Source organism: Streptosporangium canum (genome assembly GCF_900113865.1).
In the GTDB taxonomy this organism is placed as follows: Bacteria; Actinomycetota; Actinomycetes; order Streptosporangiales; family Streptosporangiaceae; genus Streptosporangium; species Streptosporangium canum.
In genome coordinates, this window is record NZ_FOQY01000015.1 from 1 (window position 1) to 24,767 (window position 24,767).

21 protein-coding genes and 1 tRNA gene are annotated in these 24,767 nt (G+C 66.6%); 10 read left to right on the forward strand and 12 right to left on the reverse strand.

The features are described from left to right. A partial coding sequence (locus tag BM085_RS45305) for a hypothetical protein (RefSeq protein WP_218158795.1) occupies positions 1-1,999 on the reverse strand: 1,999 nt, incomplete at its 3' end. A 759-nt stretch (positions 2,000-2,758) separates the two neighbouring features. Here BM085_RS45305 and BM085_RS45310 point away from each other — a divergent pair. After that, entirely contained in the window at positions 2,759-3,112 is a 354-nt protein-coding gene (locus tag BM085_RS45310; protein WP_218158796.1) for a hypothetical protein, read from the forward strand. Between the two features lie 847 nt (positions 3,113-3,959). On the opposite strand, the gene BM085_RS45315 is transcribed toward BM085_RS45310, so the two are convergent. Beyond that, a complete protein-coding gene (locus BM085_RS45315) occupies positions 3,960-4,145 on the reverse strand; it encodes a hypothetical protein (RefSeq protein ID WP_218158797.1) in 186 nt (61 codons plus the stop codon). Positions 4,146-5,073: 928 nt separating this feature from the next. On the opposite strand from BM085_RS45315, the gene BM085_RS22105 reads away from it, so the two are divergent. Further along, the gene (locus BM085_RS22105; RefSeq protein WP_093888846.1) at positions 5,074-6,906 is read left to right on the forward strand and encodes an AAA family ATPase; all 1,833 of its coding nucleotides are present in this window, start codon (positions 5,074-5,076) and stop codon (positions 6,904-6,906) included. Between the two features lie 678 nt (positions 6,907-7,584). Here the strand turns inward: BM085_RS22105 and BM085_RS22115 are convergent. Then, the gene (locus BM085_RS22115) at positions 7,585-7,839 is read right to left on the reverse strand and encodes a helix-turn-helix transcriptional regulator (protein WP_218158798.1); all 255 of its coding nucleotides are present in this window, start codon (positions 7,837-7,839) and stop codon (positions 7,585-7,587) included. Between the two features lie 142 nt (positions 7,840-7,981). On the opposite strand from BM085_RS22115, the gene BM085_RS22120 reads away from it, so the two are divergent. Beyond that, on the forward strand, positions 7,982-9,343 hold the full coding sequence (locus BM085_RS22120) for a hypothetical protein (RefSeq protein ID WP_093888848.1): 1,362 nt from the start codon (positions 7,982-7,984) through the stop codon (positions 9,341-9,343). Positions 9,344-9,843: 500 nt separating this feature from the next. Then, positions 9,844-10,347: a hypothetical protein gene (locus BM085_RS43265; protein ID WP_143121015.1), complete on the forward strand. Its 504-nt coding sequence runs from the start codon at positions 9,844-9,846 to the stop codon at positions 10,345-10,347. Positions 10,348-10,625: 278 nt separating this feature from the next. On the opposite strand, the gene BM085_RS47445 is transcribed toward BM085_RS43265, so the two are convergent. Beyond that, positions 10,626-10,826, reverse strand: a complete 201-nt coding sequence (locus tag BM085_RS47445; RefSeq protein ID WP_425443273.1) for a helix-turn-helix domain-containing protein — start codon at positions 10,824-10,826, stop codon at positions 10,626-10,628. Here BM085_RS47445 and BM085_RS22130 point away from each other — a divergent pair. Together BM085_RS22130 and BM085_RS22135 are read left to right on the forward strand one after the other, a co-directional pair. After that, positions 10,743-11,930, forward strand: a complete 1,188-nt coding sequence (locus BM085_RS22130; RefSeq protein ID WP_245789531.1) for a hypothetical protein — start codon at positions 10,743-10,745, stop codon at positions 11,928-11,930. The two genes, BM085_RS47445 and BM085_RS22130, sit on opposite strands and share 84 nt — an antisense overlap. Before the next feature lie 104 nt (positions 11,931-12,034). Continuing rightward, on the forward strand, positions 12,035-13,699 hold the full coding sequence (locus BM085_RS22135) for a hypothetical protein (protein WP_143121016.1): 1,665 nt from the start codon (positions 12,035-12,037) through the stop codon (positions 13,697-13,699). A gap of 243 nt (positions 13,700-13,942) precedes the next feature. On the opposite strand, the gene BM085_RS22140 is transcribed toward BM085_RS22135, so the two are convergent. The 7 genes from BM085_RS22140 to galU all read right to left on the reverse strand — a co-directional run bounded on the left by BM085_RS22140 (position 13,943) and on the right by galU (position 18,803). After that, positions 13,943-14,016 (reverse strand) — tRNA-Ala (locus tag BM085_RS22140). A 57-nt stretch (positions 14,017-14,073) separates the two neighbouring features. Further along, positions 14,074-14,673, reverse strand: coding sequence for a divisome protein SepX/GlpR (sepX, locus tag BM085_RS22145; RefSeq protein ID WP_093888852.1), 600 nt, complete (start codon positions 14,671-14,673; stop codon positions 14,074-14,076). 124 nt (positions 14,674-14,797) lie between these two features. Continuing rightward, entirely contained in the window at positions 14,798-15,451 is a 654-nt protein-coding gene (locus tag BM085_RS22150; RefSeq protein WP_031167922.1) for a GNAT family N-acetyltransferase, read from the reverse strand. 45 nt (positions 15,452-15,496) lie between these two features. Then, the gene (locus tag BM085_RS22155) at positions 15,497-15,970 is read right to left on the reverse strand and encodes a MogA/MoaB family molybdenum cofactor biosynthesis protein (protein ID WP_093888853.1); all 474 of its coding nucleotides are present in this window, start codon (positions 15,968-15,970) and stop codon (positions 15,497-15,499) included. 139 nt (positions 15,971-16,109) lie between these two features. Continuing rightward, positions 16,110-16,583 carry a cyclic pyranopterin monophosphate synthase MoaC gene (moaC, locus tag BM085_RS22160; protein ID WP_093888854.1) on the reverse strand — a complete coding sequence of 158 codons (474 nt, stop codon included), beginning with the start codon at positions 16,581-16,583 and terminating at the stop codon, positions 16,110-16,112. A 118-nt stretch (positions 16,584-16,701) separates the two neighbouring features. Continuing rightward, positions 16,702-17,889, reverse strand: coding sequence for a molybdotransferase-like divisome protein Glp (gene glp / locus BM085_RS22165; protein ID WP_093888855.1), 1,188 nt, complete (start codon positions 17,887-17,889; stop codon positions 16,702-16,704). A gap of 14 nt (positions 17,890-17,903) precedes the next feature. Next, positions 17,904-18,803: a UTP--glucose-1-phosphate uridylyltransferase GalU gene (gene galU / locus BM085_RS22170; RefSeq protein ID WP_093888856.1), complete on the reverse strand. Its 900-nt coding sequence runs from the start codon at positions 18,801-18,803 to the stop codon at positions 17,904-17,906. 25 nt (positions 18,804-18,828) lie between these two features. Between galU and BM085_RS22175 the strand changes: the two genes are divergently transcribed. The 3 genes from BM085_RS22175 (at position 18,829) to BM085_RS22185 (ending at position 21,421) form a co-directional block, all read left to right on the forward strand. Next, the gene (locus BM085_RS22175; RefSeq protein WP_093888857.1) at positions 18,829-19,410 is read left to right on the forward strand and encodes a 5-formyltetrahydrofolate cyclo-ligase; all 582 of its coding nucleotides are present in this window, start codon (positions 18,829-18,831) and stop codon (positions 19,408-19,410) included. Between the two features lie 51 nt (positions 19,411-19,461). Continuing rightward, positions 19,462-20,967 carry a potassium/proton antiporter gene (locus BM085_RS22180; protein WP_093888858.1) on the forward strand — a complete coding sequence of 502 codons (1,506 nt, stop codon included), beginning with the start codon at positions 19,462-19,464 and terminating at the stop codon, positions 20,965-20,967. Positions 20,968-21,076: 109 nt separating this feature from the next. Further along, the gene (locus BM085_RS22185; protein WP_093888859.1) at positions 21,077-21,421 is read left to right on the forward strand and encodes an FmdB family zinc ribbon protein; all 345 of its coding nucleotides are present in this window, start codon (positions 21,077-21,079) and stop codon (positions 21,419-21,421) included. Between the two features lie 220 nt (positions 21,422-21,641). On the opposite strand, the gene BM085_RS22190 is transcribed toward BM085_RS22185, so the two are convergent. Then, complete coding sequence (locus BM085_RS22190) at positions 21,642-23,615, reverse strand: MFS transporter (RefSeq protein ID WP_245789533.1); 1,974 nt, start codon at positions 23,613-23,615, stop codon at positions 21,642-21,644. A 174-nt stretch (positions 23,616-23,789) separates the two neighbouring features. Between BM085_RS22190 and BM085_RS22195 the strand changes: the two genes are divergently transcribed. Further along, entirely contained in the window at positions 23,790-24,599 is an 810-nt protein-coding gene (locus tag BM085_RS22195; RefSeq protein WP_093888861.1) for an S-methyl-5'-thioadenosine phosphorylase, read from the forward strand. The last annotated feature ends 168 nt before the right edge of the window (positions 24,600-24,767 follow it).

Below are 24,767 nucleotides of genomic sequence, written 5' to 3' on the forward strand. Positions count from 1 at the left end.
CCGCGACCTCCTCGACCGCAATGCCGCATTCGCCGTCTACAACATCTGACCAACATGCCGGAACTGGACATAGCGAATCAACGCCGGGGCCCTGATCGCACTCCGGGCAGTCTTCGACATCTACATCGTTGATCGATCGACACTCGTTGCAAGTCCAATGAGTCGGTGCAGGCGATATTTTTCGCGCATCTTTGGGGCGGACCGACAGGTCGGCATCTTGGCGTAGCATCTCCATTAGGGAGCCATCGAGGTCGAGGTCCGAAGCCGCCAAAATCGTCATTCGTGCGGCGTATCTATAGTCCGGCAAGTGTGAAGCGGCTGCCTGCACTAATAGCTCCCTGCGCTCATCCCCAGCGGTGAGAATCGCAACCATGTATAGCAACCCTGCACGATGTCGAGGCCAAGCAGACATGTCCTTCTCAAGGAGATTTCGACTACCCCACGGAGGCTCCTTCATGTTGACAAGGACCGCTGCCGCTGACCACGCGATCCAGTCGGAGTCAGTCTCAAGACATGACATCAGCGCTCGCTGCTGCTCGGTTGTGATCTTAGCGTCTAAGTTGGAGATCAGCGGAGGTTCAACCAGTGGGTTTGTGGATGCAACAAACCAGTCATCATTTAAAGTACCGACACTATTTTCCTCTTCGCTCATCTGTTGGAGATAGCAGGCTTGGCCCGCTACCGCCGACTTTTTAATACCGTGCGCATCAGCTATCGCGTCAAGCCAGGAACGCCGGACCTCTGCACTGTCGTGGACGAACGCTCGATCAAACTCCTTAGCGCTAATGTGCTGGTAACCAGTCGCTGCGAGCAGGTCGCCGACATCGCTGAATGACCAGAGTCCGTCGTTCAGACTTGAGTCCGGATCAGCGAGCGAGCTGAGATCGGTAAGTAGGGCGGCTTTGTAGCTCTTGTGGGCAGAAATCCAGCTGCTCATGCTGGCAGCAACATGGGCCCATCGCCCGCTTGTGTCAATTCCGGCACGTTTGAGTGCGGCGAAGATGCGGTCGGCTCTGCCGACAGGAGCGTGCATTGCGATCTCGAATGCCCGCTCACCTGAGCCGTCCGCAAGTTCGTCAAGACGGTCGGCTGCGGCCAAAGCGACTTGAGCCAGTCCAGGTGCGAGGTGACCTCGATCAACCATTGCGTACCTTCGACGGCTCTCTCGGACCATCTCTGCCTGCGGCGGAACCGGAATCGCAAGTGCCGCGTTGACAGCGGTTATGCCTGCCTCGCTCAATGGGCAACCATCTGTCGTCGCGTCGGTCAGCTCGCACAGCGCTGCTGCGACTGTCTCGGAACGGTCATCGAGCGCAGCCTCTGCGACCAGGTTCGCACGCTGATGTCTGTGCTCGGCCGGCAGTGCGAGCAGACACGCAGCTTGCGCAAAAGGCCATGGACCAGGATCGCGGGTCTCGTCCCAGAGCGTCGGAAACCGGGTCGGAGGATTCCTTGGACCGCGCTTCTCAGGTGGCCACCCCTCATGGGAGGCGGCGGCTCCAGTGGCAAGTTGACCAAGAGTGCGTTCCAACTCCCTGAGTGTGAGCGTCGCTATCCCGCGGACCGCTAGATCGGCCACCATGAGAGTGGCTTCTGGGCGACCATTGGCTCCGACACTGAGCAGCGCCCCGACGATTCGCGGGTCGAGTCCGGCCGCGAGCGCGATCGCACCGTCTGAATCGGTGTAGATGAGAGCGTCGCTTAGCCACTCTGTTAGTTGCTCCTGTTCACACGCGCTTGCCCACATCTCAGTGGCGATTTCAGCGAACACCTTGCTTCGAGTAGTGAGCTCGTCCGCGGCGTTCACTACGAAGACAGCAACGTACTCGTCCCAAAAGCGGAGCACTTGCTCTGCCACCTCGTGAGCCTGGGAAGGCGACATCGCCCAACGCTCGGGAGCTTTCAGTAGCTCACTCAAAGCTGCAAGAGCGTCAGCACGCGACGGATTTGCTCCACCGTCGAGGATACGCCCGAGCACGATGAATCCGTCGAGCAGCATGCCAGTGGTCAACACGGGCGACCACGGCCGGGCTGGGTCTAGGCTCCCACGAGTCCGTTCCCACCGGTGGACTGATTGTTCGACTGCTCGATGTAGTAACGCGGCGCGGCCCTTCGGAAGATCTGCATCCGACGCGCTGGCACAAATTAGCGTCAACAAGATGGCCAGCAGCGGCACCGTCAGAAGGTGTTCGTATTGATCCTTTGCGTCTCTAATCCAGGCACGCCGTGTCTCTAACCACGCATCTCGCTCGGCCTCCAGGACACGAGTGTCAGCGCACGCGACGAGGACACGGTCAACGGTCGTACTGAGGTCTTGTGGAGGTGCCAGTTCCACCCGCGGCAATCCGAGACGGGCAGCTGAGATCTGAGCGTTCGCCCGCGTGGCCAGAACGAACCCAGCTCTAGGGTGGAGGGAGCCGAGGATGTTGGCGAGTTGCTGCGCGACCCACGGAGCGCGAGCGCCGCATTCATCGAGCCCATCGCAAAGGACGATGGCACGTCCGTCCTTGAGTTCCCCAGCTAGGTGTTCAGCCAGCGGAAGACGCTGGTCGTCGCTGACCACATCCGCTGTGGCCCCATCAATGATGCCATCGACCGTCAAACGTTCGGGCTGCTGCTTCATCAAGCGCGGCAACGACACTCGTATCGGGACAGGGGCATGAGGGTGGGTGGCACAGTGCGCGGCGATCTCACGCAATGCGACGGACTTACCTGATCCCGGCTGGCCAACAATAAGCATCCGGCGCCAACGCCTGAGGTGCCGCAGCAGGGCCTCAGGAGTACGCCCTCCCTCGACGTCGATCTCGAGGCCATCGATGAGGTCATCGATGAAGATCGGCGGCAGGTCCTCAGCGAGCAAGCTGAGGTCGATCCGTCCAGCGTCTGCCTTCAACTGGTCGCAGTAGGTGCTGACCGCGGCGAGTCGGGAGGCCGCGCGCATACCCGCTGGACCACCTCGATCCGCGATCACAGTCAGGCCAGCGTCGTTCAAGGCCATAACCCAGTCATCAATGCCGCTCCCAAGCGCCTCACCGGCCTGTCGGTGGAAGAGATCGGCGAGGGTGCTAACGGCCTGCGGGCCCTGTGCATCGACAACGGCAAGATCCATTAAGGCCCCTAAGAGATCCCTGGAGGCTCCGGAACCGGTCGAATCGGGCAGGTGCAGAACTCGCGCCCGATCCAGGACAAGCTCGCAAGTATCCTCGGGCAGTAGATCTGTGAGCGTGTCGAAGGCATCGCGCTCCTCGTTGGTCTCCATCCGAAGTCCGGCCCTGTGACGCCGTAGCACTCGGTCAAGGTTTTTGGCAGGGCCGACGAACTCTTCACCTGCGATGACGAGAAGGTCGCCAGGGCCCAACGCGGGCGCTTGCGCGATCCACCCGCTGACGGTCTCAGTTAGCGGACGCCCCTTGGTGACTTTGCGCTTCGCCGACACATAGGCGCGGCGGCCGTCAGAAAACGTGACACGGATGTCATCGGTAGGATCGCTGGTCTCAAAGTCGAGCCGAATCGGATCCACATCACCTGGAAGATCCAGGCCAAGAACGGAGCGGCTCCGCAGCCCATGCACCGCTAGGTGCGTAGCTACAGCGCACCGGAATACACTGCCGACCTCGCCAGCCTGTCCTGCCCGGCTCATCACAGCCTCCCGGTAAACGTACCGCCCGTACCATGTGACACCACCCAGCTCGGGCACAGTCTGTCACGTTGACCTCTGTTGATCCGTATGCCCGTGTTTAGGTTGGCGGATCTGCTGAAGCGGCATGAACCACGGCCACCACGTTGTCTATACGGTGATCAATGATCCCATCTCATACCGAACATATAAGCCCCAGGCGACGCCCTTACAGATCAGTTCCTGTAGACGACGGCGAGCCGTCCGGTCAGGATCCCCGCACGACGCGGTCGTCGGCAGTGACGGACTGGATCAAGCCCTCCTTACGGTCCAGGAGAATGCACTATTTGAAGTAGCGAATCGGCACGTTCGGGAGCTTCCCGCCGATCAGGCGCGCCGCGATCGCGCTGGCGGCCTGCCATACGGTCGACATTCCCGAGGCGCATGACATCAGCAGCGGTATGTCCCCGGGGCCCATCACCATGGCCGCGTCGCCGATATCCGCGGCTGTCCGGATGCCGGCGCTCACGTTATACAACTCGACTTCACCGAGGGGCGCTGGCACTCAAACTCGACCCGAACGGCGCGGTGCTGGAGCGTCTTAGCGAAGACAAACGGGCCTGGATCGGCGTGCCACCTGCCCCGGAGGTGACCAGGACTCTCCCCATAGCACCGACGTCGACTCCGCCGGACTACTACCCGGCCTCCTCAGCCTGCTGGTCGGTAACTTCTACCTCCAATTGGCCAGCGACCCCACCCGCGTCCTGGGCCTCGTCACCGAGCACCTGCGTACGAGTTTCCGTCGATGTGATCAACCCGCTCGACCCCCAGGTGGAGTCCGCCGAGCAGGTACGCGACCGGGTCCTGCAGGCTGTCCGCCACCTCTCAGTTGACCAGCTAGGCACCTGTGACGACTTTGACTTCTCCCTGCTCGCCGACGATGCCTTCACCTTGCGTGAGACTGCGTTCGCTAGGGTCGCTGCCCGCGTACGGGGAATTGCACGGGTCACCGAAAGCCTAGGGAGCTAACGCCCGCTGCCACGATCAGACCCGAGGCTGCTCCACGTATCCGTCCAAGCCAATCTCTCCGCTACAGCAGCAGCCTCGGAGGAACAGCTCATTCAAGTCGCTCAAACGACTCGAAGCCGACGCCGCGCTCGGATTGCATTGCCACCAACGGAAGCGTCTCTCTCGGACGAGCCATCGCCCGACTACCGATAAACACAAAACGTTAGGGCTCGTTACCTGATGTAACCATCATGCTGCACTGAAGGGGCATAGGTACCCTTTGTGCGTTTTGAGTATTTCGACCTTCCGTCGTGTCGGACAAAGCGTGAGCGTTCGACCGCATAGACGTTCTACGATGTTGCGCCTGGGGTTCGAGTGGCTGTCGCCGAGATTAACGGCGATCGCGAAACTTCTCCCTCTCCCTCTTCCGCGATCGGAGTTCACAGCGCGTGTTGCTTACCGACTTCTCCGCCAGAGGGTTTCGCTCCCTGCTGCGACTGGACGGCATCCCCGTCAGCAAGCCGACGATCCTGGCAGGCCCCAACGACGGCGGGAAGAGCGCGATCCTCGCGGCCTTGAGCTACCTGCTCGGCCGATGGCCCCTGGAGGATGACGACCGCACCTACCTGTCGTCGTCTAATTCGCTGTCGCGCTGCGAGGAGACCGAGGTCGAAGGCATGTTCACGCTCGACGAGTGGGAGCAGCAGACGTTTGGTCTCAAGGCCACCGTACGACTGCGACGCTCGGCGGGCGCTGACCTCGTCTCACGCCTGGAGTGCTGGCTGCCGGTTCCACAAGACGAGCGCCTGCGCGACCTGTCCTCGTACAAGGTACCGGAACTCAAGGAACTGGCTAAGGAGTTCGGTCTGTCCGCGTCCGGCGTCAGGGCGAAGATCGAGCAGTCCCTGCGTGAGTACGCGGCGCTCCACTCCGGGCCTGAAGGATGGGTGCAGGCTCCTCCAGGACTGGAAACCCGCATGCCTACCGTGCTGGCTTTTGGTGGACGATCTTCTGAGCCCAACGAGGCGGTGCGCTCAGTATTGCAGAGCTGCTTCCAGACGCACCTGGCCGACGAAAACCTGCAGGGGCGCCTGCGCGAGATACAGGCACAGGTCAAGGAGAGTCTGCAGGCGGACGCCAAGTCGTTGTGCGAGCACATCCTGAGCCGTTGCCCCGACCTCAAAGAGGTGTTCGTCGAGCCCGAGGTCTCTTTCACTCAAGGATTGAAAGCCGCTCCGCTGCGTATTGCCCGCGCTTCGGGAGAGCATGTGGGCTTGGAGCGCTCCGGGCAAGGCAGCGCCCGAAGGATCTCGCTGGCGATCTGGGAATGGACGAGCGAGTTTCTCCAGGCTGAGGAGGAAGTCGCTGCCGAGGTCACGGACACGACGGAGGAGCCTGTTCCCTCGCGGCCTCAGATGATCATTGTTTACGATGAGCCTGACACACACCTCGACTACGGGTACCAGCGCAAGATCATGCAGTTGATCAGAGAGCAGAGCGCGCTACCTCACGTGGGCGTCATAGTGGCCACGCACTCTATGAACCTCATCGACGGTGTCGATATCGCCGACGTGGTCAACCTCAAGCTGGACGACGCAGGCCGGACCGTCATGGAACGACTCGGCATCGACGAGCACGGCGCCATCGACCGGCATCTGCGCCATTTGGCGGCGTCGCTGGGGCTGCGTAACTCGGTGCTGCTGCACGAGCGCGTCTTCCTCGCCGTCGAAGGCTCCTCGGAGCAGCAGGCCATTCCGGTGCTGTTTCGCCTGTCGGAGGGGATCTCCCTACAAGCGGCCGGCATCGCCTTGTGGGCGTGCAGCAACAACGAGGGTGCCCTGCACCTGGCCAGCTACCTGGTCGAGCATCAGCGATCGGTTATGCTCATGATCGACGCCGACAGCAGGAATCTGCCGATCTTCAAGTCGGAGCGGCTACGAAGGCGTTTCGGGCAAGCCCACGACGACATCGTTAAGCTCCTCGGCGAGCCCCAGCAGCTGAACGAGTTCGAAGAACTCTTCGGCGATGAAATGTGGGCTGAAGTCGCCAACACCATTTGGCCCAAGACATCAGGCCAGTGGCATGCCGAAGATTTCAAAATCCTTCGCGGGAACGGCAAATTCAGCAAGGATGTTCAAGAACTGCTGCGGCGGGAAAGCGAGATGGGCCCCGGCGGCAAGCCAGAGATGATGTACCTCCTGGCCTCATCGCTCACCAGTCCCGAGCAGGTGCCTACCCAGCTCAGAGAAGTATTCACAGAGCTCAGGCGACAAGCGGGGTAGCACGAGCGCCGGGATCCGCACGCCGGTTTCGGCGTGCTCGCATGCGCTCCTTGCGCTGATCGGACGTGGGTTCCGCCCAGCGGTGCCAGCCGACAGGCGGCTTCCACCGCTGGGCGTGCTCGCGCTCCTCAACGCCACACCAGCGGCAGCCATTGGGCGAAGGCAAGGACTGACGATCGAAGTCTGAAACGTCGTGGGACATCGCACCTCCCCTTCTCAACCAGATTATTCCTGGTCCTACTGACATTTCCCTGGCTTGGCCGCTGCATGCAGAGGAGGGCGAAGTGCTACAGCCCGACGCCGCGTAGGGGTTGTCGTTCCATTTGTCGACTTGGCGGAGGTAGTCAGCGATGACGAGTGAGCCTTCGATCCAGCGGTCGTGGGCGGTAATCCCGGGCATAGGAGCGCCTGCTCTTGCGGCGGAGGTGGCGCCGCCTGTTCGGAGGCCGTGGGCAGCGTAGGTGTCGAGGCTGTCGACGCCGGCCAGCGTGGCGGCGCTGTTGACGATGAGGTTGATACGCGGCGGGCTGGGGCGTCGCCCGGTGCCCTGCCCTGCGTTGAGACCGGTTCTGCTTCAGCCAGAGCGTTTCCGGTGGCTACCACGCTTGCCACAGGCCCTAGGCTCACTCCGAGGCGGTGGCACCACAGATTGCCGTGAGCGCTTGAAGAACGATGTGTTTACCCGTTGGGTGAAGCGCCCCGCAGAGTGAACAACTCCTTGATTGGGATGTTAAGGGCGTCGGCGATCTGGAAGACGTTGTCCAGTCGAGGGCTGTACATGCCGTTCTCGATGCGGTTGATGGTTTTGCGGTCGACTTCGGCGAGTTCTCCGAGTCGTTCCTGGCTGAGTCCTTGACTTTCCCGTACGTCGCGCAGTCGCAGACCGAACTGTCTACGCAGCTCAGCGAGGCGTGGCGGGATCGGGGCGGACACTTACCCAAGGTGGCGTGCATGATCCTCCAAGGTCTGTACCAAGTTTGGTACATATAACGGAGGGTGATCAGCGTCTACTCCTGAGAAGCCGGGAAGCTAACGGCGACCCCTTTGCTCACCTCGGCAAACCTGAGAGGCAACGATGATCACAACGGAGTCGCGTCGTCCCGTACGCACGATCGCCCTGCCGCGCCGCAACCACCACGGCGGCCACTCCCCCACCTGGCTGCTGGTCCAAGCCGCCCAGCTGTCCTGGGAGATCAACTCCATCCTGTCCCTCATCCACGGCGCGCGTCTCAACCTCACTGAAGAACTGTCTATCCAGTACGAGGCGACCCAGACGCTGATCAACGCCGCGCACGCCGGCGTCATCGTCGAATCTCGCCTGCCGCTGGCTCCCTCCTGGAGCAGCGGAGTGCCACGCCCGCGCTCGGTGTTCGCTCAAGCCCGCGAGGCCGGTAGCGATCCGCAGGCGGTCATCCCGGAGATGTACGCCCCCGCCAAACCCGACATCCCCGCCGAACACCTGCAGGCACTGAGCGAGGCCTCCCGCCCCGACCTCTTCCCGCACGCCCAGTGCTCCGGCGTCAACCTCAAAGGCGCGCGCTGCGCCAAGCGCATCTTCACCGGCATCGGCGCCGAGCACTGCCACGTGCATCTGACCACCACCGAACAACAACGTCGCGAACAGCTGCGCGCGGCCCGCGACAAGGTCCGCCAGGCCGAAGAAGACGCGATCGAGTGCCAGCGGGTGACTTTGGCCCACGACTGGATCGACCGCTATGGTCGGCGCCCCCACCGGGTGGAGCTGCCCACGCTGCCTTCGCGTCCGCACCAGATCACCATCACTCACCCTGACGTTCCGCAGCCGACAGATACGCCTCATGTGGTCATCGGAGTGTACGAGACCGGCTGGCTGACGATCTGCCCTCGCGCCAGCGAGATCATCAGAGCTTTTCTCGACGTCTCATGCGCCTCGCCGCAGGAAATCGCCACACAAGCCGCAGCCCAGACCCCTGGACGATGGACCGGTGGTGAGCAGTGGTTGACCTCCAGTGTCTGGGACGGCATTCAGCCTCCCTTGGACCACATACCGGCCGCCGGCGAGGTGCCCGAGCTGGACGAGTACCCCGGCATCCACACGTTGCGTCTGCAAATGATCGGCGATGAACGCAGTTGGGCCCGCTGGGACAGTGGATTCTCCACCCTGGTTCAGGCTTGCGGCTACTCGGAGGTGAACACCATGGCGGATCTCCTGGCGTTCTGGCAGCACGTGGGCATCTTGGCTCAGACCCAGAGCGCGAACACCGGCTCGTGCACCGAGCCTCAACTGATGATCGGGACAACGGTGCGCTCACCCTGGCGGGTCCTGCACGCGGCGGGGCGCCCCGAGGCTCCGGACGCGCTGCTACGAGCGGTACGCTTCCTGACCGAATTGGCCACCCCGTGGGATCGTGAGATTTCTCCGGGTGAAGTCCTCGATCTGGCCCGTATCGCCGTATAAGGCGAACTATGGGCATGGAACTTTCTCCGATTAATCAAATAGAACTTAAATATAATCACGCCCAATAAGCAGTATATGGATAATTGTCCGCAAACGTGAAGTGCTGCAGACTGCTATGCATTAGCCGTCGGCCAACCCGTCTGCACATGGATTACTCGTTACAACATCTGAAACACGCACCTCGCCCTGGGATGCTTTAGCCCGATCACACACGAACAGCAGTTCGATAAAGCGCTGCTCGCTATATAACAGTCGGCGTCTGCGCTTCGGAGTTTCCCCGTTGTGAGAGTGCCCCAGGGAACAAGCCGACGGCGACACCGCATCATGCCTTGAGCCAGCTGCAAACCCAGCCGTCAGGCTTTGCAGCCAGGATGTTGTGGATCTGTCTTCACTAGCGTTCCATTGCCCCTTAGAGTTCATCGCACAGGCAAAGTGTGACCATTCGCAGTCAGCGGCTTTGCAAGCCTGACGTGGTGGCGGACGCCGGATCGGAGGCGGGTATGGCATCGCTGTTGGAACGTTTGGCCGCGGATGAGGCCGCGACCCGACAGCGGCTCACCGATTTGCGGGAGCAGGTGACAGCCTTAGAAGAGCGGCTCTCCGAGCTGCTTATCGCTCAGAAGGTAGTCGCGCCGCTGCTGACGCAAAGGTCGGCTGCAGAGGGTGCAGCACAGGATCAATCTGATCAAGAGAAACCGTCTACCCCGCCTGAGGCAGACGCAGAGCCAGCCGGACCGCTAGCTGATGCACTGCTGGAATTACCTGAGGTCGACAGGCGAGTGGTGTTGGCGATGGCTAGCGCGGGTCGGCCGTTGCGAGCCAGAGAGGTCGCGCAGGCGCTGGGTGAACCGGACATCCGTGGTCGAGTAGAAACCACACGTGCGAGGCTCAAGCGACTGGTGACCGCAGGCTGGCTGGCCGAAACCGAGCCAGGGCTGTTTTCGATCGTTACTGAAGTCAACGGGCACACCATGAAGGGAGCCGCCGACACCGACAAAGGCTGAAATAGCCGGGGCAAGAGGTGGCAAGCAGGAAGTGCCGAATGCGTCCGGGCTTAAATAAGGGTGGTGCCGCCGAGTTGCACCTCGGCGGCACCGGTTGCGTGAGTGCCCCCATAGGTAAACAGAGGTGGCTCCGCGTTTCCGAGCGTAATGCAGCGCGCGTTCGTTCGGGGCCGTCGAGCCGTAATTCGCCCTGCCCTCCCGCGATCTGATGATCGCGGGAGGGCAGGGACGAGGAAGGAACGGCAGTGCCCCCGACACGCCAAGCAGGACCGCGACCATCAAACGGAACCGTCACCGTTCGGTCCGGGCCACAACGACTTCCCTACAGCACGCCCGAGGCGAGCGACGGTGGCTACGTCCGGCCAACTGCGCCCGGCCAGCAGGTCAGCGATGGCTTGTCGATTGACCTCGGAAGCGGTGGCGAGCCGACGCAGGCTCAGATGCTGGGCGTCGATGGCAGCAGCCAGATGACGGGCGATGTGCTGAACGGTCTCGGCAGCGACGTGCCCGGACAGGTCCGCGTTGGGCCAGGCGTCCGGATCATTGGCCAGTTCCCGCGGCGCCCGGGCACGGGCTTGCCCTCCGACCATCGCGAAGTTCTCCTATCGGTCGATACCTTCAGAACCCAGGGCGGCTGCTTGTCCAGCCGGTATGAGTGGTGCATGAAGCTCAGTCCCGCCGCTTCGGCCAAGATCACCGCTTATCGACCGAGACAAGCCCCGCCAGAGTGGGAGCAGGTAGCCGACCGGGTGCGAATGCTGGTGGCAGCCAGTGCTCACATGAGCCCCTACAACGTTGAACGGCTGCTGCACGTCACTGCCCGGCTGGCGATCTGGTGTCACCGCCAGGGCATGGCACATGATCCGGAGGTCTGGCTGCGGCACGAGACGATCGACGCGTTCGTCCTGGCCGGCTGCACAGATCTGGCTCCGCGCTCGGCCCAGACCTACCGAGCCTGGCTGCGTCGAATGCGCGCGACCCTGGCTTGGATCGAGCGCGGTGAACGCGTCCCGCCGGCGCTGAAAGCGCCTGCTGATCGTTCGGCTCCTTATAGTCCGACACACTTGGCCCGGTTGCGCTCGTGGGCGGAGAACCTGACCGGGCAGGCACGCAGTGACGCCTTGGCATTGATGGGGCTCGCCGTAGGGTGCGGCTTGGCTCCGGGTGAACTGGCGGCAATCCGCGGCGAGCATGTCCGCCCCATCGGTTCCGGCGCGGTCGTGGTCGACGCGTCGCACCTGGGCCGGTTGATCGTCGCACGAGCCACGTGGGAGCAGCATCTGGCCGAGGCCGCCGCCCTGGCAGGTGACCGGTATCTGTTTCGGCCCCGGCGTACCACTACCTACGCCAAGAACCTCATCAACTCGTGGAGCACCCGTCACAGACCGACCAGCGGCCTGCCGACACTGTCTGTTCGCAGGCTTCGCGCCAGCTGGATCGTGGAACTGCTCAGTGATCGCATCGATCCGGCCGTAGTAGCCGCCGCAGCCGGCCTCACCTCGCCCGCGCTGGCCCGCTATCAGCATTTCGTACCTCCCCTGGATGAGGAGACCGCTACCGCGCTGCTGCGCGGCCGCCCGTAATGACCGCTCGGTCCTTTCGACGGCGCACCGTGCGGGTGGTCGAGTGCCGTCCGCGCCCGCTCACCGACACACCGCTGCAGGTACCGGACGCCGCTGTCGGCCAAATGAGCCACCTGCTGGACCACAGCGGCGTCGTTGCCCTGATCGCGGCCGAGCTGGCTGGACGACCTGGCCCGCGAGGACTGCCGATCCGCACCGTGCTGCTCGGGCTGCTGCTGTCCATCCACTACATCGGCAAGGCCACCCTCTGTGACGCTTGGCGGCTGGTCACTTTCAGCCTCACTCCTGCAGCTCAAGACCGTTTGAGCCTGAAACCGATCAATCCTGACGACCCATACGAGCGGCTCGCGAGTTCCCGACGCTTCTACCGAGCCTTCGACCGGATCACCAGCACGCTGGACCCCGCCCGCACCGATCGGCGCACCCGCTTGCCCCGGCACAAGGCCATCCAGCACGCTGTTGCTTGGGAGGACGATGATCCTGAGCACCGGCGTCTGCGTGACCTGCTGCAAACCATCGTCACGAACCTGATCCTCGCCCCCGTGGTCCAGGACAAAGGTCGCCGCTACTTCAAGTACTACCAAGGTCACGTCGGCATCGACGCCACCGCCATGCCTACCTGGGCCAAACCACCTCGTGCCAACAGAGGTCTGGCCTCGACCGAGATCACCGCAGGCTGGCACCACAGCGCCGGCAATGACCGGCCCACCTTCGGCTACAGCGCCACCCTCGCTACCGCCACCCGAACCCGCACCACCCTGGGCACCTACCCACAACTCGTGCTTGGCCTGGTCATCGACACCCCGCACAAACGCATCGGCCAAAACGCGATCACCACTTTGCATGGCTTCGCCCCACTCGGCCTGCCCGTCGGCGCCCTCGCCGTCGACCGCGCCTACACCGACCAGGCCACCGAGCACTTCGCTCGCCCAGCCCGCGCCCTCGGATATCACCTGGTACTCGACTACAAACAAGACCAGCGCGGTCTGCAGGGCAGCGCACACGGCGCCCTGCTCATCGACGGGAACCTCGCCTGCCCGCTGATGCCCACACCGCTGATCCACGCCACCAAAGGCCTGGACGACAAGACCGTCCGCACCCCACCCGAGCAACTGAACGAGCTGATCGCAGCGCGCGAGCCCTACTGGCTCAAGCTCAAACAGAGCGCCGACGCCCAAGGACGCATACGACTGCAATGCCCGGCCGCGGGTCCTTCCCCCTCGGTGACCTGCCCGCGCCTCAACCGCACCCGCCCTACCCCGCCCGCCTCTCCCGCGGCGGTGGATCTGACCAACGCTCGTCAGCGCGACGCCCACCTGGCCGCCAAACCCACGATCCAACTGCCCGACAACGAGAGAAAACGACTGCTTCCCCTGGCCGAGCTGCCACGCATCTGCCAGAAGTCGACCATCACGCTGCGTCCCGACGACCTCGGAATCAAGGACAAGCTCCGTCAAGACCGGCGTTACCTCACTCCCACCTGGCAGGACGCCTACAGGAGCATCCGAGCCAACACCGAAGGCGTCAACGGCAGGATCAAGGGCCACCACATCGATATCGGCGATCCGATGAACCGGCTCGCGCACGGCCGCGTGGCCCAAACGCTGCTGACCGCGCTCATGGTCTGCCTGGCCAACCAGCACATCCTGCTCAGCTGGCGGCAAACCCACGACCGCACCGAGCAGCCCGCACCTCAGGACACGCCAACGCCTGACGAGCACGACCCCGCCCCGCCCAAGGCAGACAGCAGACCACCACCACGCGAGTGATCCGCCCTGCCACCAGCCGCACAACATCACGACGACCGCTGGGTTTCGCACGCCCATCGGCCGATCCCACACGCGCTCACAGTGATCCACAACCACCAGCGCCCTCCGCCAGGGCCACCGCACGAGCCGAAATCAGCCCACCCAGCGGCCACAGAGCCTCGGAAACGAGGAAATCCCGCCCGATCAAGCGATCGGACGGGATCTCGTCACCTGTTCCTGAGCTAACTCAAGAACAGCTCCTTGTGGAGATGAGGGGATTCGAACCCCTGACCCCTTCGATGCGAACGAAGTGCGCTACCGGACTGCGCTACATCCCCAAGACGTGCACTAGATTAGCAAACTTCCTGAGCCGCTCGCGCCATTCACGGCGAAGATCAATCGCCGACCGCACGGCGGGGGGCCTCGGCGTACTGGTCGAAGATCTCGTCCCGGTGCGCGGCCAGGTCGATGATCTCCGCGACCGGTTGCCGGGCCTCCAACCGGGCGGCCCGGCGCCGGGCACGCCTGGCACGTTCCGCGCGGGCCTGAGCGGCGGCCCTGCGCTGCTCGGCGTCGATCTGGACCGAGACCCGCAGAATAGCCAGATAAGTCCCCAGAAGCACCACTGAGGGCGCGACACCCCACCAGGGGATGATCTGGACGGCGGCCGTGACCATCGAGGCGAGAAGCAGGAGCGTGCACCAGAAGGTCAGCCGCCTGCGTTTGGCCACCTGCACCGCCCGGCGCCGCCGCTCGGCGCGGCGGCGGTCGTCCGAGGCCCGCGGCGGCCGGGACTCGGTCGTGGTCGCCCCCATGGGTACGAGATCGGACCTGGTGTCGGAGGCCTCGTCCTCGATCGGCTGCTCGTCCGGGGCGTACGGCTCAGCGCCCTTGTCGGGCTCGGCGAAGGTGGGGCGGTCCCGGCGCAGCCACATGGGAACGAGGACGCACAACCACATTATGACAATGGCCAGATAGAGAAGAGCGCTGCTCACGGCAGCCTCCGGGCAGCATGAAAACGCCTGTGGTCTCTTGGCGTCTTCAATGTGCTCACGTCACGCACCGTAAGACCGCGTGTCACTATTTGACGAGTATTCAGTGCGGTGTGTCGCGAGATCTTCAAACCTCTTCATGGGGAGCGCCACCATGGGCCGCCGATTCTCGGGCCCTCCGCCACCGCACGAGCAGGCCTCTTGGTGCGTCTTCGACCGTGAGCGCGTAACAAATGTGGTCACGCCAAGCACCGTCGATGTGCAGATGTCGCCTTCTGATGCCTTCTTCCCTGAAGCCCAGCTTTTCAACCACCCTGCGACTTGCGTGATTCTCCGGCCTGATGTTGGCCTCCACCCGGTGCAGCCCGGTGGTGAAGAAACAGTGGTCGACCGCCATGGCCACGGCGGTGGGAATGATGCCCCGGCCGGCCAGGGCGCCGTCCACCCAGTAGCCGATCTGGGCCGACCTGGCCGAGCCCCAGACGATGGCGCCGACGGTGAGCTGCCCGGCGAAGACGCCCTCGTAGGTGACGACCCAGGGCAGCGCGAGCCCCTGCCGTGCCTCCCTGCGAAGGGTGCCGGCCATCGAGATGTAGGGGCCGAGGCCCGTCCTGAACAGGGGGGTCTCAGGATTGCTGGGCTCCCAGGGACGGAGCCAGTTGGCGTTGCGCAGCCGCGACTCCCGCCAGACACGCACATCCCGCAGGCGCAGCGGCCGAAGTCCCACCGGGCCTTCCGTCAGGGTCACCGGCCAGCCACGTAGTCGATCCACGCCCTCCATCATCCCCCCAAGACACGCCGGGTGCCATGGAGTCCTTCAGGCGGCTCAGCGTGGGTGGTCTCCCCCCCGGATCTGGTCCACGACATGCTCGAGCACGGGCAGGAGTACGGCCATGCCGTCGCGGACCCCTCCGGTGGAGCCCGGCAGGTTGACGATCAGGCTGCCGCCGGCCTGCCCGGCGAGCCCGCGGGACAGGATCGAGGTGGGCACCCTGTCACGGCTGGACTGGCGGATGGCCTCGGCGATGCCGGGGATCTCCCGGTCCAGCACCCGCGCGGTCATCTCCGGGGTGAGGTCGGCCGGGGTCAGCCCGGTGCCGCCGGTGGTGACGATCACGTCGTATCCCTCGGCCACCCCCGCCCGCAGGGCCAGCTCGACCTCGTAACCGTCGGGGACCACCCGGGGGCCGTCCACGTCGCATCCGGCCTCGGCGAGGAGTTCGGCCAGCAGTTTCCCGGATTTATCCTCGTATATCCCGGCGGAGGCCCGGTTGGACGCCGTGATCACCAGAGCTCTCATGCCGCCATCCTCCCATCCTCCCAGCCTCGCGCACCGCGGCCGCCTTCAGACCCCGGCAGGCGCATCCGCACCCGCGTCGGCACCCGCACCCGCACCCGCGTCGACACCGGCACCCGCGCTGGCCGTCGGCCGCCAGTGATCAGGTCTGCCGGTTCCACACCCCGGTCTTGCCGCCGGTCTTCTCCTCGACCCGGACGTCGGTGATCACGGCTGCCGGGTCCACCGCCTTGACCATGTCGATCAGCGCGAGCGCGGCGACCGAGACGGCGGTCAGCGCCTCCATCTCGACACCGGTCCGGTCGGCGGTCTTGACCCGGGCGGTGATCTCCACGCCGTCGTCGACCACGGCCAGCTCGACCTTCACCCCGTGCAGCGCGATCGGGTGGCAGAGCGGGATCAGGTCGGGAGTGCGCTTGGCGCCCATGATGCCCGCGATCCGCGCGGTGCCGATCGCGTCGCCCTTGGGGATGTCCCCCGACCTCAGCAGGGCCACGGCCTCGGTCGACAGCAGCACCTTGCCGGTGGCGCTCGCCGTACGGACGGAGACGTCCTTGGCGGAGACGTCCACCATGCGTGCCGCGCCGGTCTTATCGATATGCGTGAATCCACTCATACGCACACAATGCCCTGTGTCGCGGCGCCCGCGCTCACGGCACCGGCTCGCGCGCTCCGTCCGCTCGCCCGGATCACCGCAGCCGCCCCGATCACCGCAGCCACCCGGATCCGCCCGTTCACAGGGGGATGGCCTCCACAGTCGCGCCCTCGGGCAGTTCGGTGACGTCCTCGGGGAGCACGATCAGGGCGTTGGCCGCGGCCAGGGCGGCGAGCTGGTGCGAGCCCTGCCCCCGCACCGGTGTGACGGTCCCGTCGGCGGCCAGCACCGCCCGCAGGTAGGACCGCCTGCCCTGGGGCGAGCGGAGCGGTGAGGCGGTCACGGCGCGCACCGTCGGCGCGGGCCCGGCGGGCAGGCCGCGCATCTTCCGCAGCGCCGGCCGGACGAACAACATGAATGACACGAAGGACGACACCGGATTGCCCGGCAGCGCGAAGATCGGAATCTGGTCCTCGCCCACCACGCCGAACCCCTGGGGCATGCCCGGCTGCATGGCGACGCGGTCGAACCGGACCGTGCCAAGAGGGCCGAGCGCCTCCTTGACCGGCTCGTAGGCTCCCATCGAGACGCCGCCGCTGGTGATCACGGCGTCGGCCCGCAGGAGCTGCGCGTCGAGCTGGTGGAGGAACAGCCGGGCGTCGTCGGCCACGACTCCGGCCCGGTACCCGTCGCCTCCGGCCTCGCGGACGGCGGCGACCAGGGTGTAGCTGTTGGACTCCCAGATCTGGCCGGGAGCCAGAGGGGTGCCGGGCTCGGCCAGCTCCGCGCCTGTGGAGATCACCACGACCCTCGGCCGGGGCCGTACCAGCACCCGGCGGCGGCCGACCCCGGCCAGGATGCCGAGCTGCGCGGGGCCGATCAAGGTCCCCGCCGGCAGCACGACCTCACCGGCGCGCACGTCCTCGCCCGCCCGGCGGATCGCGTGTCCCGGCGGCGCCGACCGGCCGATCGTGACCTGGGCCGTGCCGCCGTCGGTCCACTCGACCGGGACCACGGCGTCGGCCCCCTCGGGCATCGGGGCGCCGGTCATGATCCGCGTGACCGTGCCGGGGCCGACGGTGAGCCGCCCGTCGTCACCGGCCGCGATGTCGCCGAGCACCGGCAGCGTCACCGGGGCCTGCCTGACGTCCTCGGCCCGTACGGCGTAGCCGTCCATGGCCGAGTTGTCGAACGGCGGCAGCGGGACCGGGGAGGTGACCTCCTCGGCCAGGGTCGTGCCCAGCGCCTGCTCCAGGTCCACCTCCAGCGGGGCGAGCGCCCGCACGGTGAGCAGGATGTCCGCCAGGTGGTCGTCAACCGATCTCATCGGGCTCGTCGGGGTCATCGGGATGCCAGGAACTCCTTCAGCCAGGGCATGAATTCCGGTGCCAGGTCGGACCGGTCCGCCGCGAACTGCACCACAGTGCGAAGGTAGTCGAGCTTGTTGCCGGTGTCGTAACGGCGGCCGCGGAACAGCACGCCGTGCACCGGCCCGCCCTCGTCGCCGCCGCGACCGGCCAGGGTGCGCAGGGCGTCGGTCAGCTGGATCTCGTTGCCGCGGCCCGGAGGGGTGTTCTCCAGGACCTCGAAGACGGCGGGGTCGATCACGTAGCGGCCGATGACGGCCCAGTTGGACGGGGCCTCCTCCGCCGGCGGCTTCTCCACCAGGTCGGTCACCCGCACCACGTCGTCCTCGGAGGTGGGCTCGATGGCGGCGCAGCCGTACAGGGAGACCTGCTCCTTGGGCACCTCCATCAGCGCGATGACGCTGCCGCCGTAGGCGCCGCGTACCTCGATCATGCGCTTGAGGAGCTCGTCGCGGTAGTCGATCAGGTCGTCGCCGAGCAGGCAGGCGAACGGGTGGTCGCCCACGTGCTGCTTGGCGCAGAGCACGGCGTGACCGAGGCCGCGCGGCTCGCCCTGCCGTACGTAGTGGAGCGTCGCCAGGTCGGCGGGCTCCCGCACCTGGGAGAGCCGTTCGTCGTCGCCCTTGGCCTCCAGGGCGTCCTCAAGCTCGATCGCCCGGTCGAAGTGGTCCTCGATGGAACGCTTGTTCTTGCCGGTGACCATCAGGACGTCGAGCAGCCCGGCGGAGACCGCCTCCTCGACGACATACTGGATGGCGGGCTTGTCGACGATCGGCAGCATCTCCTTGGGAGTCGCCTTGGTCGCCGGTAGGAAACGGGTGCCCAGGCCCGCGGCGGGAACAACGGCTTTGGTCACAGGATGCAAGTCGGCCATAACCGAAACCATAGTGGAGGGATCTGTGGACAAGCTGAAGCTGCGCTCGACGGTCGAGGCCGCGCGTGCCTCGATCCCCGGAGACGAGCGGCATGCGGCTTCCGTACGGACTCGGGAAACACTGCTGGAGCAGCCGTGGGTCCAGATGGCCGGCCTCATCGCGTGCTACTGGTCCATCGGGACGGAACCGGCGACCCACGGGCTCGTCTTCGCGCTGTGGAAACACGGCGCCACCGTGATCCTGCCGGTGCTCCGCGACGACGACGACCTCGACTGGGCGGTGTACGACGGCCCCGACACGCTCGCTCCCGGCCGCTTCGGGCTCATGGAGCCGGTGGACACCCGGCGCGGCGTCGACGCGATCAGGACCGCCGCCCTGGTGATCGTGCCCGCGCTGGCGGTGGACCGGTTCACCGGAGTACGGCTCGGCCGCGGCGGCGGCTCCTACGACCGGGCGCTGGCGAGGGTCGGCCCGAACGTGCCGACGGTCGCCCTGCTGTACGAGGGGGAGCTGCTGGAAGGCGTCCCCGCCGAGCCTCACGACCTGCCGGTCCGCTATGCGGCCCTGCCGGACGGGATCACCGCCATCGCTCCGCGGAGTGCCTGACGACTCGGCCGAATGCGACACAATGGTCCCTGGAGTCAGAGAGGGGGCCAGATGGGATGGGATGTCTGGCTGCTTCTCGGGGCTGGAATCGTCATCGCGGCCATCCTCGCGGTGCGGGTCGCGCACCGGAGCGGGCTGCCGAGCCTTCTCATCTTCCTGGGCTTCGGCCTGCTCGTCGGCGAGGCCGGCTTCGGACTCCAGTTCGAGAACCCTGAGCTCGCCCAGCAGATGGGGCTGGTCGCCCTGGCGATCATCCTGGCCGAGGGCGGCCTGACCACCAACTGGAACCACGTCAAGCGCTCCATCCCGACCGCGCTGGTGCTGGCCACCGTCGGTGTCGGGATAAGCATCGCGGCCGTCGCGGTCCCCGTGCACCTGCTGCTCGGCATGGACTGGCGGACCGCGCTGCTGCTCGGCGCGATCCTCGCGTCCACCGACGCGGCGGCCGTCTTCTCCGTCCTGCGCCGCCTCCCCCTGCCCCCGCGCCTGGCGGGCATCCTGGAGGCCGAGTCCGGCCTCAACGACGCGCCGACCGTCATCGCCGTGATGCTGCTGAGCGCCGCCACCTCGCCCAGCCTGGGAAGCGCGCTGCTGCTGGTCGTCTTCGAGCTGACGGTGGGCGCGATCGTCGGCCTGGCGGTCGGGCCGCTCGGCGTCTACGCGCTGCGCCGCATCGCGCTGCCGGTCTCCGGCCTGTATCCGATCGCGGTGCTGGCGCTGTCGTTCGTCGCCTACGCCGGCGCCGTGCTCCTGCACGGCAGCGGCTTCCTGGCGATCTACCTGGCCTCCCTGGTCATGGGCAACTCCCGGATGCCGCACCGGGCCGCCTCCCGTGGGTTCGCCGAGGGCGTGGCCTGGCTGGCCCAGATCGGCCTGTTCGTCATGCTCGGCATGCTGGCCAGCCCGTCGGAGATGCCGTCGGCGATCGTCCCGGGCCTGGTGGCCGGGCTGATCCTGGTCCTGGTGGCCCGGCCGCTGTCGATCGTCCTCTCCGCCCAGCTGGTACGGCTGGCGCGGGTCGACCGGCTGAACTGGCGGGAGCAGGCCTTCCTGTCGTGGGCGGGACTGCGCGGAGCGGTGCCCATCGTGCTCGCGACCATTCCCTGGGCCGCCGACTCGGTCGCGGAGGGCACCGCCAAGTTCGTGTTCAACGAGGTCTTCGTCATCGTCGTCGTCTACACCCTGCTGCAGGGGCCGACGCTGCCCTTCGTGGCGAAGCTGCTCGGGCTCTCCACTCCGGACGAGGCCCGCGACCTGGAGGTGGACTCGGCGCCGCTGGAGGAGCTCAACGCCGACCTGCTGCAGATCAGGGTGCCGCCGACCTCGAAGCTGCACGGTGTGGAGATCTTCGAGCTGAGGCTGCCCACCGACGCCCAGGTGACGCTGATCGTCAGGGACGGCCGGACGTTCGTGCCCGCCGACTCCACGAGAATCAGGATCGACGACCAACTCCTGGTCGTGACCACCGCGGCCTGCAGGGATCCGGTCGAACGGCGGATCCGGGCGATCAGCCGCAGGGGCAAACTCGCCGGCTGGTTCGGCGAGCTGGGCACCTGATCCGAGTGGAATGCGACAGCTTCGACTCGCGTTTAAGCTTGTCGGCTGCGTACCATTAGCAGTCGCGTCTATAGAGTGCCAATCGGCGCGGACAACCGAGGAGGAGCGCGTGCCCACCTACCAGTACGCCTGTAGTGCATGCGGCAACGAGTTCGACATCGTCCAGAAGTTCTCCGACGACGCGCTCACCGAGTGCCCGACCTGCTCGGGCGAGCTACGCAAGGTGTTCTCCGCGGTCGGCATCGTCTTCAAGGGGTCGGGCTTCTACCGGACCGACAGCCGGTCTTCCTCCACGAGCACGGTGAGCTCCGGCAGCGCGAGCTCCTCGTCGAGCTCGCCGGCCCCGTCCGGCTCCGACTCGTCCGGCTCGTCCGGTTCGTCGACGGAGTCGGCCTCCTCGACGTCCTCGAAGACGACGAAGACCGCGAGCAGCCCGGCCCCCGCGGCGTCCTGAGCCGGCCGCCCGGACCGGGCGGCCGTTCCGGGAGGCCGTGCGCCAAGGGCCGGCCGTTCCGTCCGCAGACGGACGAGCCGCCCCTCCCGCGACCGGGCCGGCCGTTCTCGCCGCAGGCTGAGCCCGCTGCTCCTGCCGCAGGCCGGACCGCCGTACCCGCCGCAGGCCAGGCCGACCGTTCTCGCCGCCGGCCGGGCCCGCCGTACCCGCCGAAGGCCGGTCAGCCGTTCCGCGGGCGATCGCCCGCCGAGCCGAGCAGCTCGCGGGGGAGCCGCTGCAGCAGCTCCCGGAGCCGGGGATGCTCCTCGGGGTTCCAGTCCCGGATCAGCCGCCGGAGACCCTCACGGGCCTCCGCGACCAGCCGGTCGGCCACCTGCTCGCCGGCCCGGGTCAGCCCCAGGACGCCGTCGCCGGCCCGGCGGACCAGACCGCGCGCGACGAGCAGGTCCGCGTACGGCCGGCCCCTTTCGACTGTCACCCCCGCCCGCTCGGCGAGCTCCGTGCCCGCCTGGGGGCCCCGGGTGCCCAGGCGGGCGAGCAGCCACACGGCGCCGGGCGGCAGATCCAGGCCGGCCATGTCGCTCAGGCGGCGGTAGTAGTCCCTGCGCATGTCCGCGTCGGCCAGCCGCCACAGCCCCCGCTCCACCTCGGCGAGCGAGGAGCGCTCGGTGGGCGCGGCGCCGTAGCATTCGCCCAGGTCGGCCGCCTTGGTGGTCTCCCGCAGGGGCACCTCGGGCAGCAGCCAGGCCGCGGCGAAGGCGACCAGGGCCACCGGCGCGCTGTAGAGGAACACGTGGGCGATCGCGTCGGAGTAGGCCGCGAGGAACGCCGTGGCGGTCTCCGGCGGCAGCCTCTGGATGACCGTCGGGTCCGACTGGACCGCCCTCTCCATCCCCGGCGGGATGCTCACCGTCCGCGAGAGCCGTACCAGGTCGTCGGTGAGCCGCGAGGTGAAGATCGATCCGGCGATCGCGACGCCGAACGAGCCGCCGATCAGGCGGAAGAAGGTCGCCCCGGAGGTGGCCACCCCGAGGTCCTCGAACCCGACCGCGTTCTGCACCACGATCACCAGCACCTGCATCACCAGGCCGATGCCCACGCCCAGCACGAGCAGGTAGACGCTGAGCCGGAGGACGGAGGTGTCCTCGCGGACGTGGGAGAGCAGGTAGAGCCCGATCGACACGATCGCGGTGCCGAGGATCGGGAAGACCTTGTATCTCCCGCTGCGCGTGATGATCTGCCCGCTGACGATCGAGGTCACCAGCATGCCGCCCATCATCGGCAGCAGGTGGAACCCGGACGCGGTGGGCGAGACTCCCTGGACGACCTGCAGGAACAGTGGCATGTAGGTGAGCGGGCCGAACATCGCGAAACCCACCACGAAGCCGATCAGCGAGGCCACGTTGAAGACCCGCATCCCGAACAGGCGCGGCGGCAGCACCGGCTCCCTCGCCCGCTTCTCCGCCTGCCACCAGAGCGCCAGCAGCGCCGCCGCGGCGATTCCCAGCCCGACGACGACCGGGTCCCCCCAGGGGTAGGCGGTCCCGCCCCAGGTGGCCATCAGGACCAGGCAGGCGGCCCCGCCGCCGAGGAAGGCCATGCCGAGGTAGTCGATGGCGTGCCGGGTCCGCTCCGTGCCGGACGGCAGCGCCGTGGAGATCACGATCAGCGCGAGGACGCCGATCGGCAGGTTGACGTAGAAGACCCAGTGCCAGGACAGGTGGTCCACGAAGAGGCCGCCGAGCAGCGGCCCCGCGACGCTGGAGACCGCGAACACCGCGCCGAAGAACCCCTGGTATCTCCCTCGCTCCCGGACCGGCACGACGTCCCCGACGATCGCCTGGGCGAGCACCATGAGACCGCCGCCGCCCAGCCCCTGCAGGGCGCGGAAGCCGATGAGCTCTCCCATGTTCCGCGCCAGGCCGCACAGCGCCGAGCCCACCAGGAAGACGACGATCGCGGCCTGGAACAGCTTCTTCCTGCCGTACTGGTCGCCGAGCTTGCCCCACAGGGGCGTCGAGACCGTCGAGGACAGGATGTAGGCGGTGACCACCCAGGACAGCTCCCCCAGGCCGCCCAGGTCGCTGACGATCGTCGGCAGCGCGGTCGAGACGATCGTCTGGTCCAGCGCGGCGAGCAGCATGCCGAGCATGAGCGCGCCGAGGACGAGCCCCAGACCCCCTGTGCGCCACATGTGCCGCCGAGACTGCTGGGCATTCATCCGAACCCCCGATCGGTGTACGGCAGATCATACCCAGAGTGATCAGACGGCCACATTGAGGACACGGTTATCCACAGGGTGTGCGCCGTGTCCACAGGGCGCGCTCCCGCTCTCCTCGCGGACCGCGTTGGCGCTAATCTCAGCGCCATGGTCACTCGCGCGGACATCGGGGTCATCGGCGGCTCGGGCTTCTACTCCCTGCTCGACGACGCCACGGAGATCGAGGTGGCGACCCCCTACGGTCCCCCCAGCGACGTCGTCACCGTCGGCAGGGTCGGAGAGCGCCCGGTCGCCTTCCTGCCCCGCCATGGTCGCGACCACCGCTTCCCACCCCATCGCATCCCCTACCGCGCCAACCTGTGGGCCCTGCGTTCCCTCGGCGTCCGCCAGGTTCTCGCCCCCAGCGCCGTCGGCTCCCTCCGCCCCGAGCTCGGACCCGGCACCCTGGTCGTCCCGGACCAGCTCGTCGACCGCACCTCCGGCCGCACGCAGACCTACTACGACACCGACGGCGTCGTCCACGTCGCCTTCGCCGACCCCTACTGCCCCGCCGGCCGGGCGGCGGCCGCGTCGACCGCCCGGTCCACCGGGTGGGACCTGGCCGACAGCGGCACCCTGGTGGTCATCGAAGGCCCCCGCTTCTCCACCCGCACCGAGTCCCGCTGGTTCACCGCCAACGGCTGGACGATCGTCGGCATGACCGGCTTCCCCGAATCCGTCCTCGCCCGCGAGCTGGCCATGTGCTACACCTCACTGTCGCTGGTCACCGACCACGACGCCGGAGTCGAGGCCGGCGAGGGAGTCACCCACGAGGAGGTCCTCGCCTTCTTCGCCACCAACATCGCCCGCATGCGCTCCCTCGTCACCGACGTCGTCACCGCCCTGCCTCAGGACCGCACCTGTCCCTGCGGCAACGCGCTGGACGGCATCAAACTCCCCTTCGACCTCCCCGAGTAGCCCCCTCCCCTTCCCCCGACCCGGCCTCGCGGCAGGGCCGCCCCGTCGCGATCTCCGCCCCCAGCCCCGCCGTACGGCGGCCACCCCATCCACCCACCCCGCCCGTACGGCGGCCACCCCATCCACCCACCCCGCCCGTACGGCGGGCACCCCGTCACGGGCTCCGCG

Coding starts and splice junctions, on each gene's coding strand:
- BM085_RS22120 (WP_093888848.1), top strand. CDS start 7,982: ATGATCACAACGGAGTCGCGTCGTCCCGTACGCACGATCGCCCTGCCG.
- BM085_RS43265 (WP_143121015.1), top strand. CDS start 9,844: ATGGCATCGCTGTTGGAACGTTTGGCCGCGGATGAGGCCGCGACCCGA.
- BM085_RS22135 (WP_143121016.1), top strand. CDS start 12,035: ATGAGCCACCTGCTGGACCACAGCGGCGTCGTTGCCCTGATCGCGGCC.
- BM085_RS22150 (WP_031167922.1), bottom strand. CDS start 15,451: ATGGAGGGCGTGGATCGACTACGTGGCTGGCCGGTGACCCTGACGGAA.
- BM085_RS22155 (WP_093888853.1), bottom strand. CDS start 15,970: ATGAGAGCTCTGGTGATCACGGCGTCCAACCGGGCCTCCGCCGGGATA.
- moaC (WP_093888854.1), bottom strand. CDS start 16,583: ATGAGTGGATTCACGCATATCGATAAGACCGGCGCGGCACGCATGGTG.
- glp (WP_093888855.1), bottom strand. CDS start 17,889: ATGAGATCGGTTGACGACCACCTGGCGGACATCCTGCTCACCGTGCGG.
- galU (WP_093888856.1), bottom strand. CDS start 18,803: ATGGCCGACTTGCATCCTGTGACCAAAGCCGTTGTTCCCGCCGCGGGC.
- BM085_RS22180 (WP_093888858.1), top strand. CDS start 19,462: ATGGGATGGGATGTCTGGCTGCTTCTCGGGGCTGGAATCGTCATCGCG.
- BM085_RS22190 (WP_245789533.1), bottom strand. CDS start 23,615: ATGTGGCGCACAGGGGGTCTGGGGCTCGTCCTCGGCGCGCTCATGCTC.
- BM085_RS22195 (WP_093888861.1), top strand. CDS start 23,790: ATGGTCACTCGCGCGGACATCGGGGTCATCGGCGGCTCGGGCTTCTAC.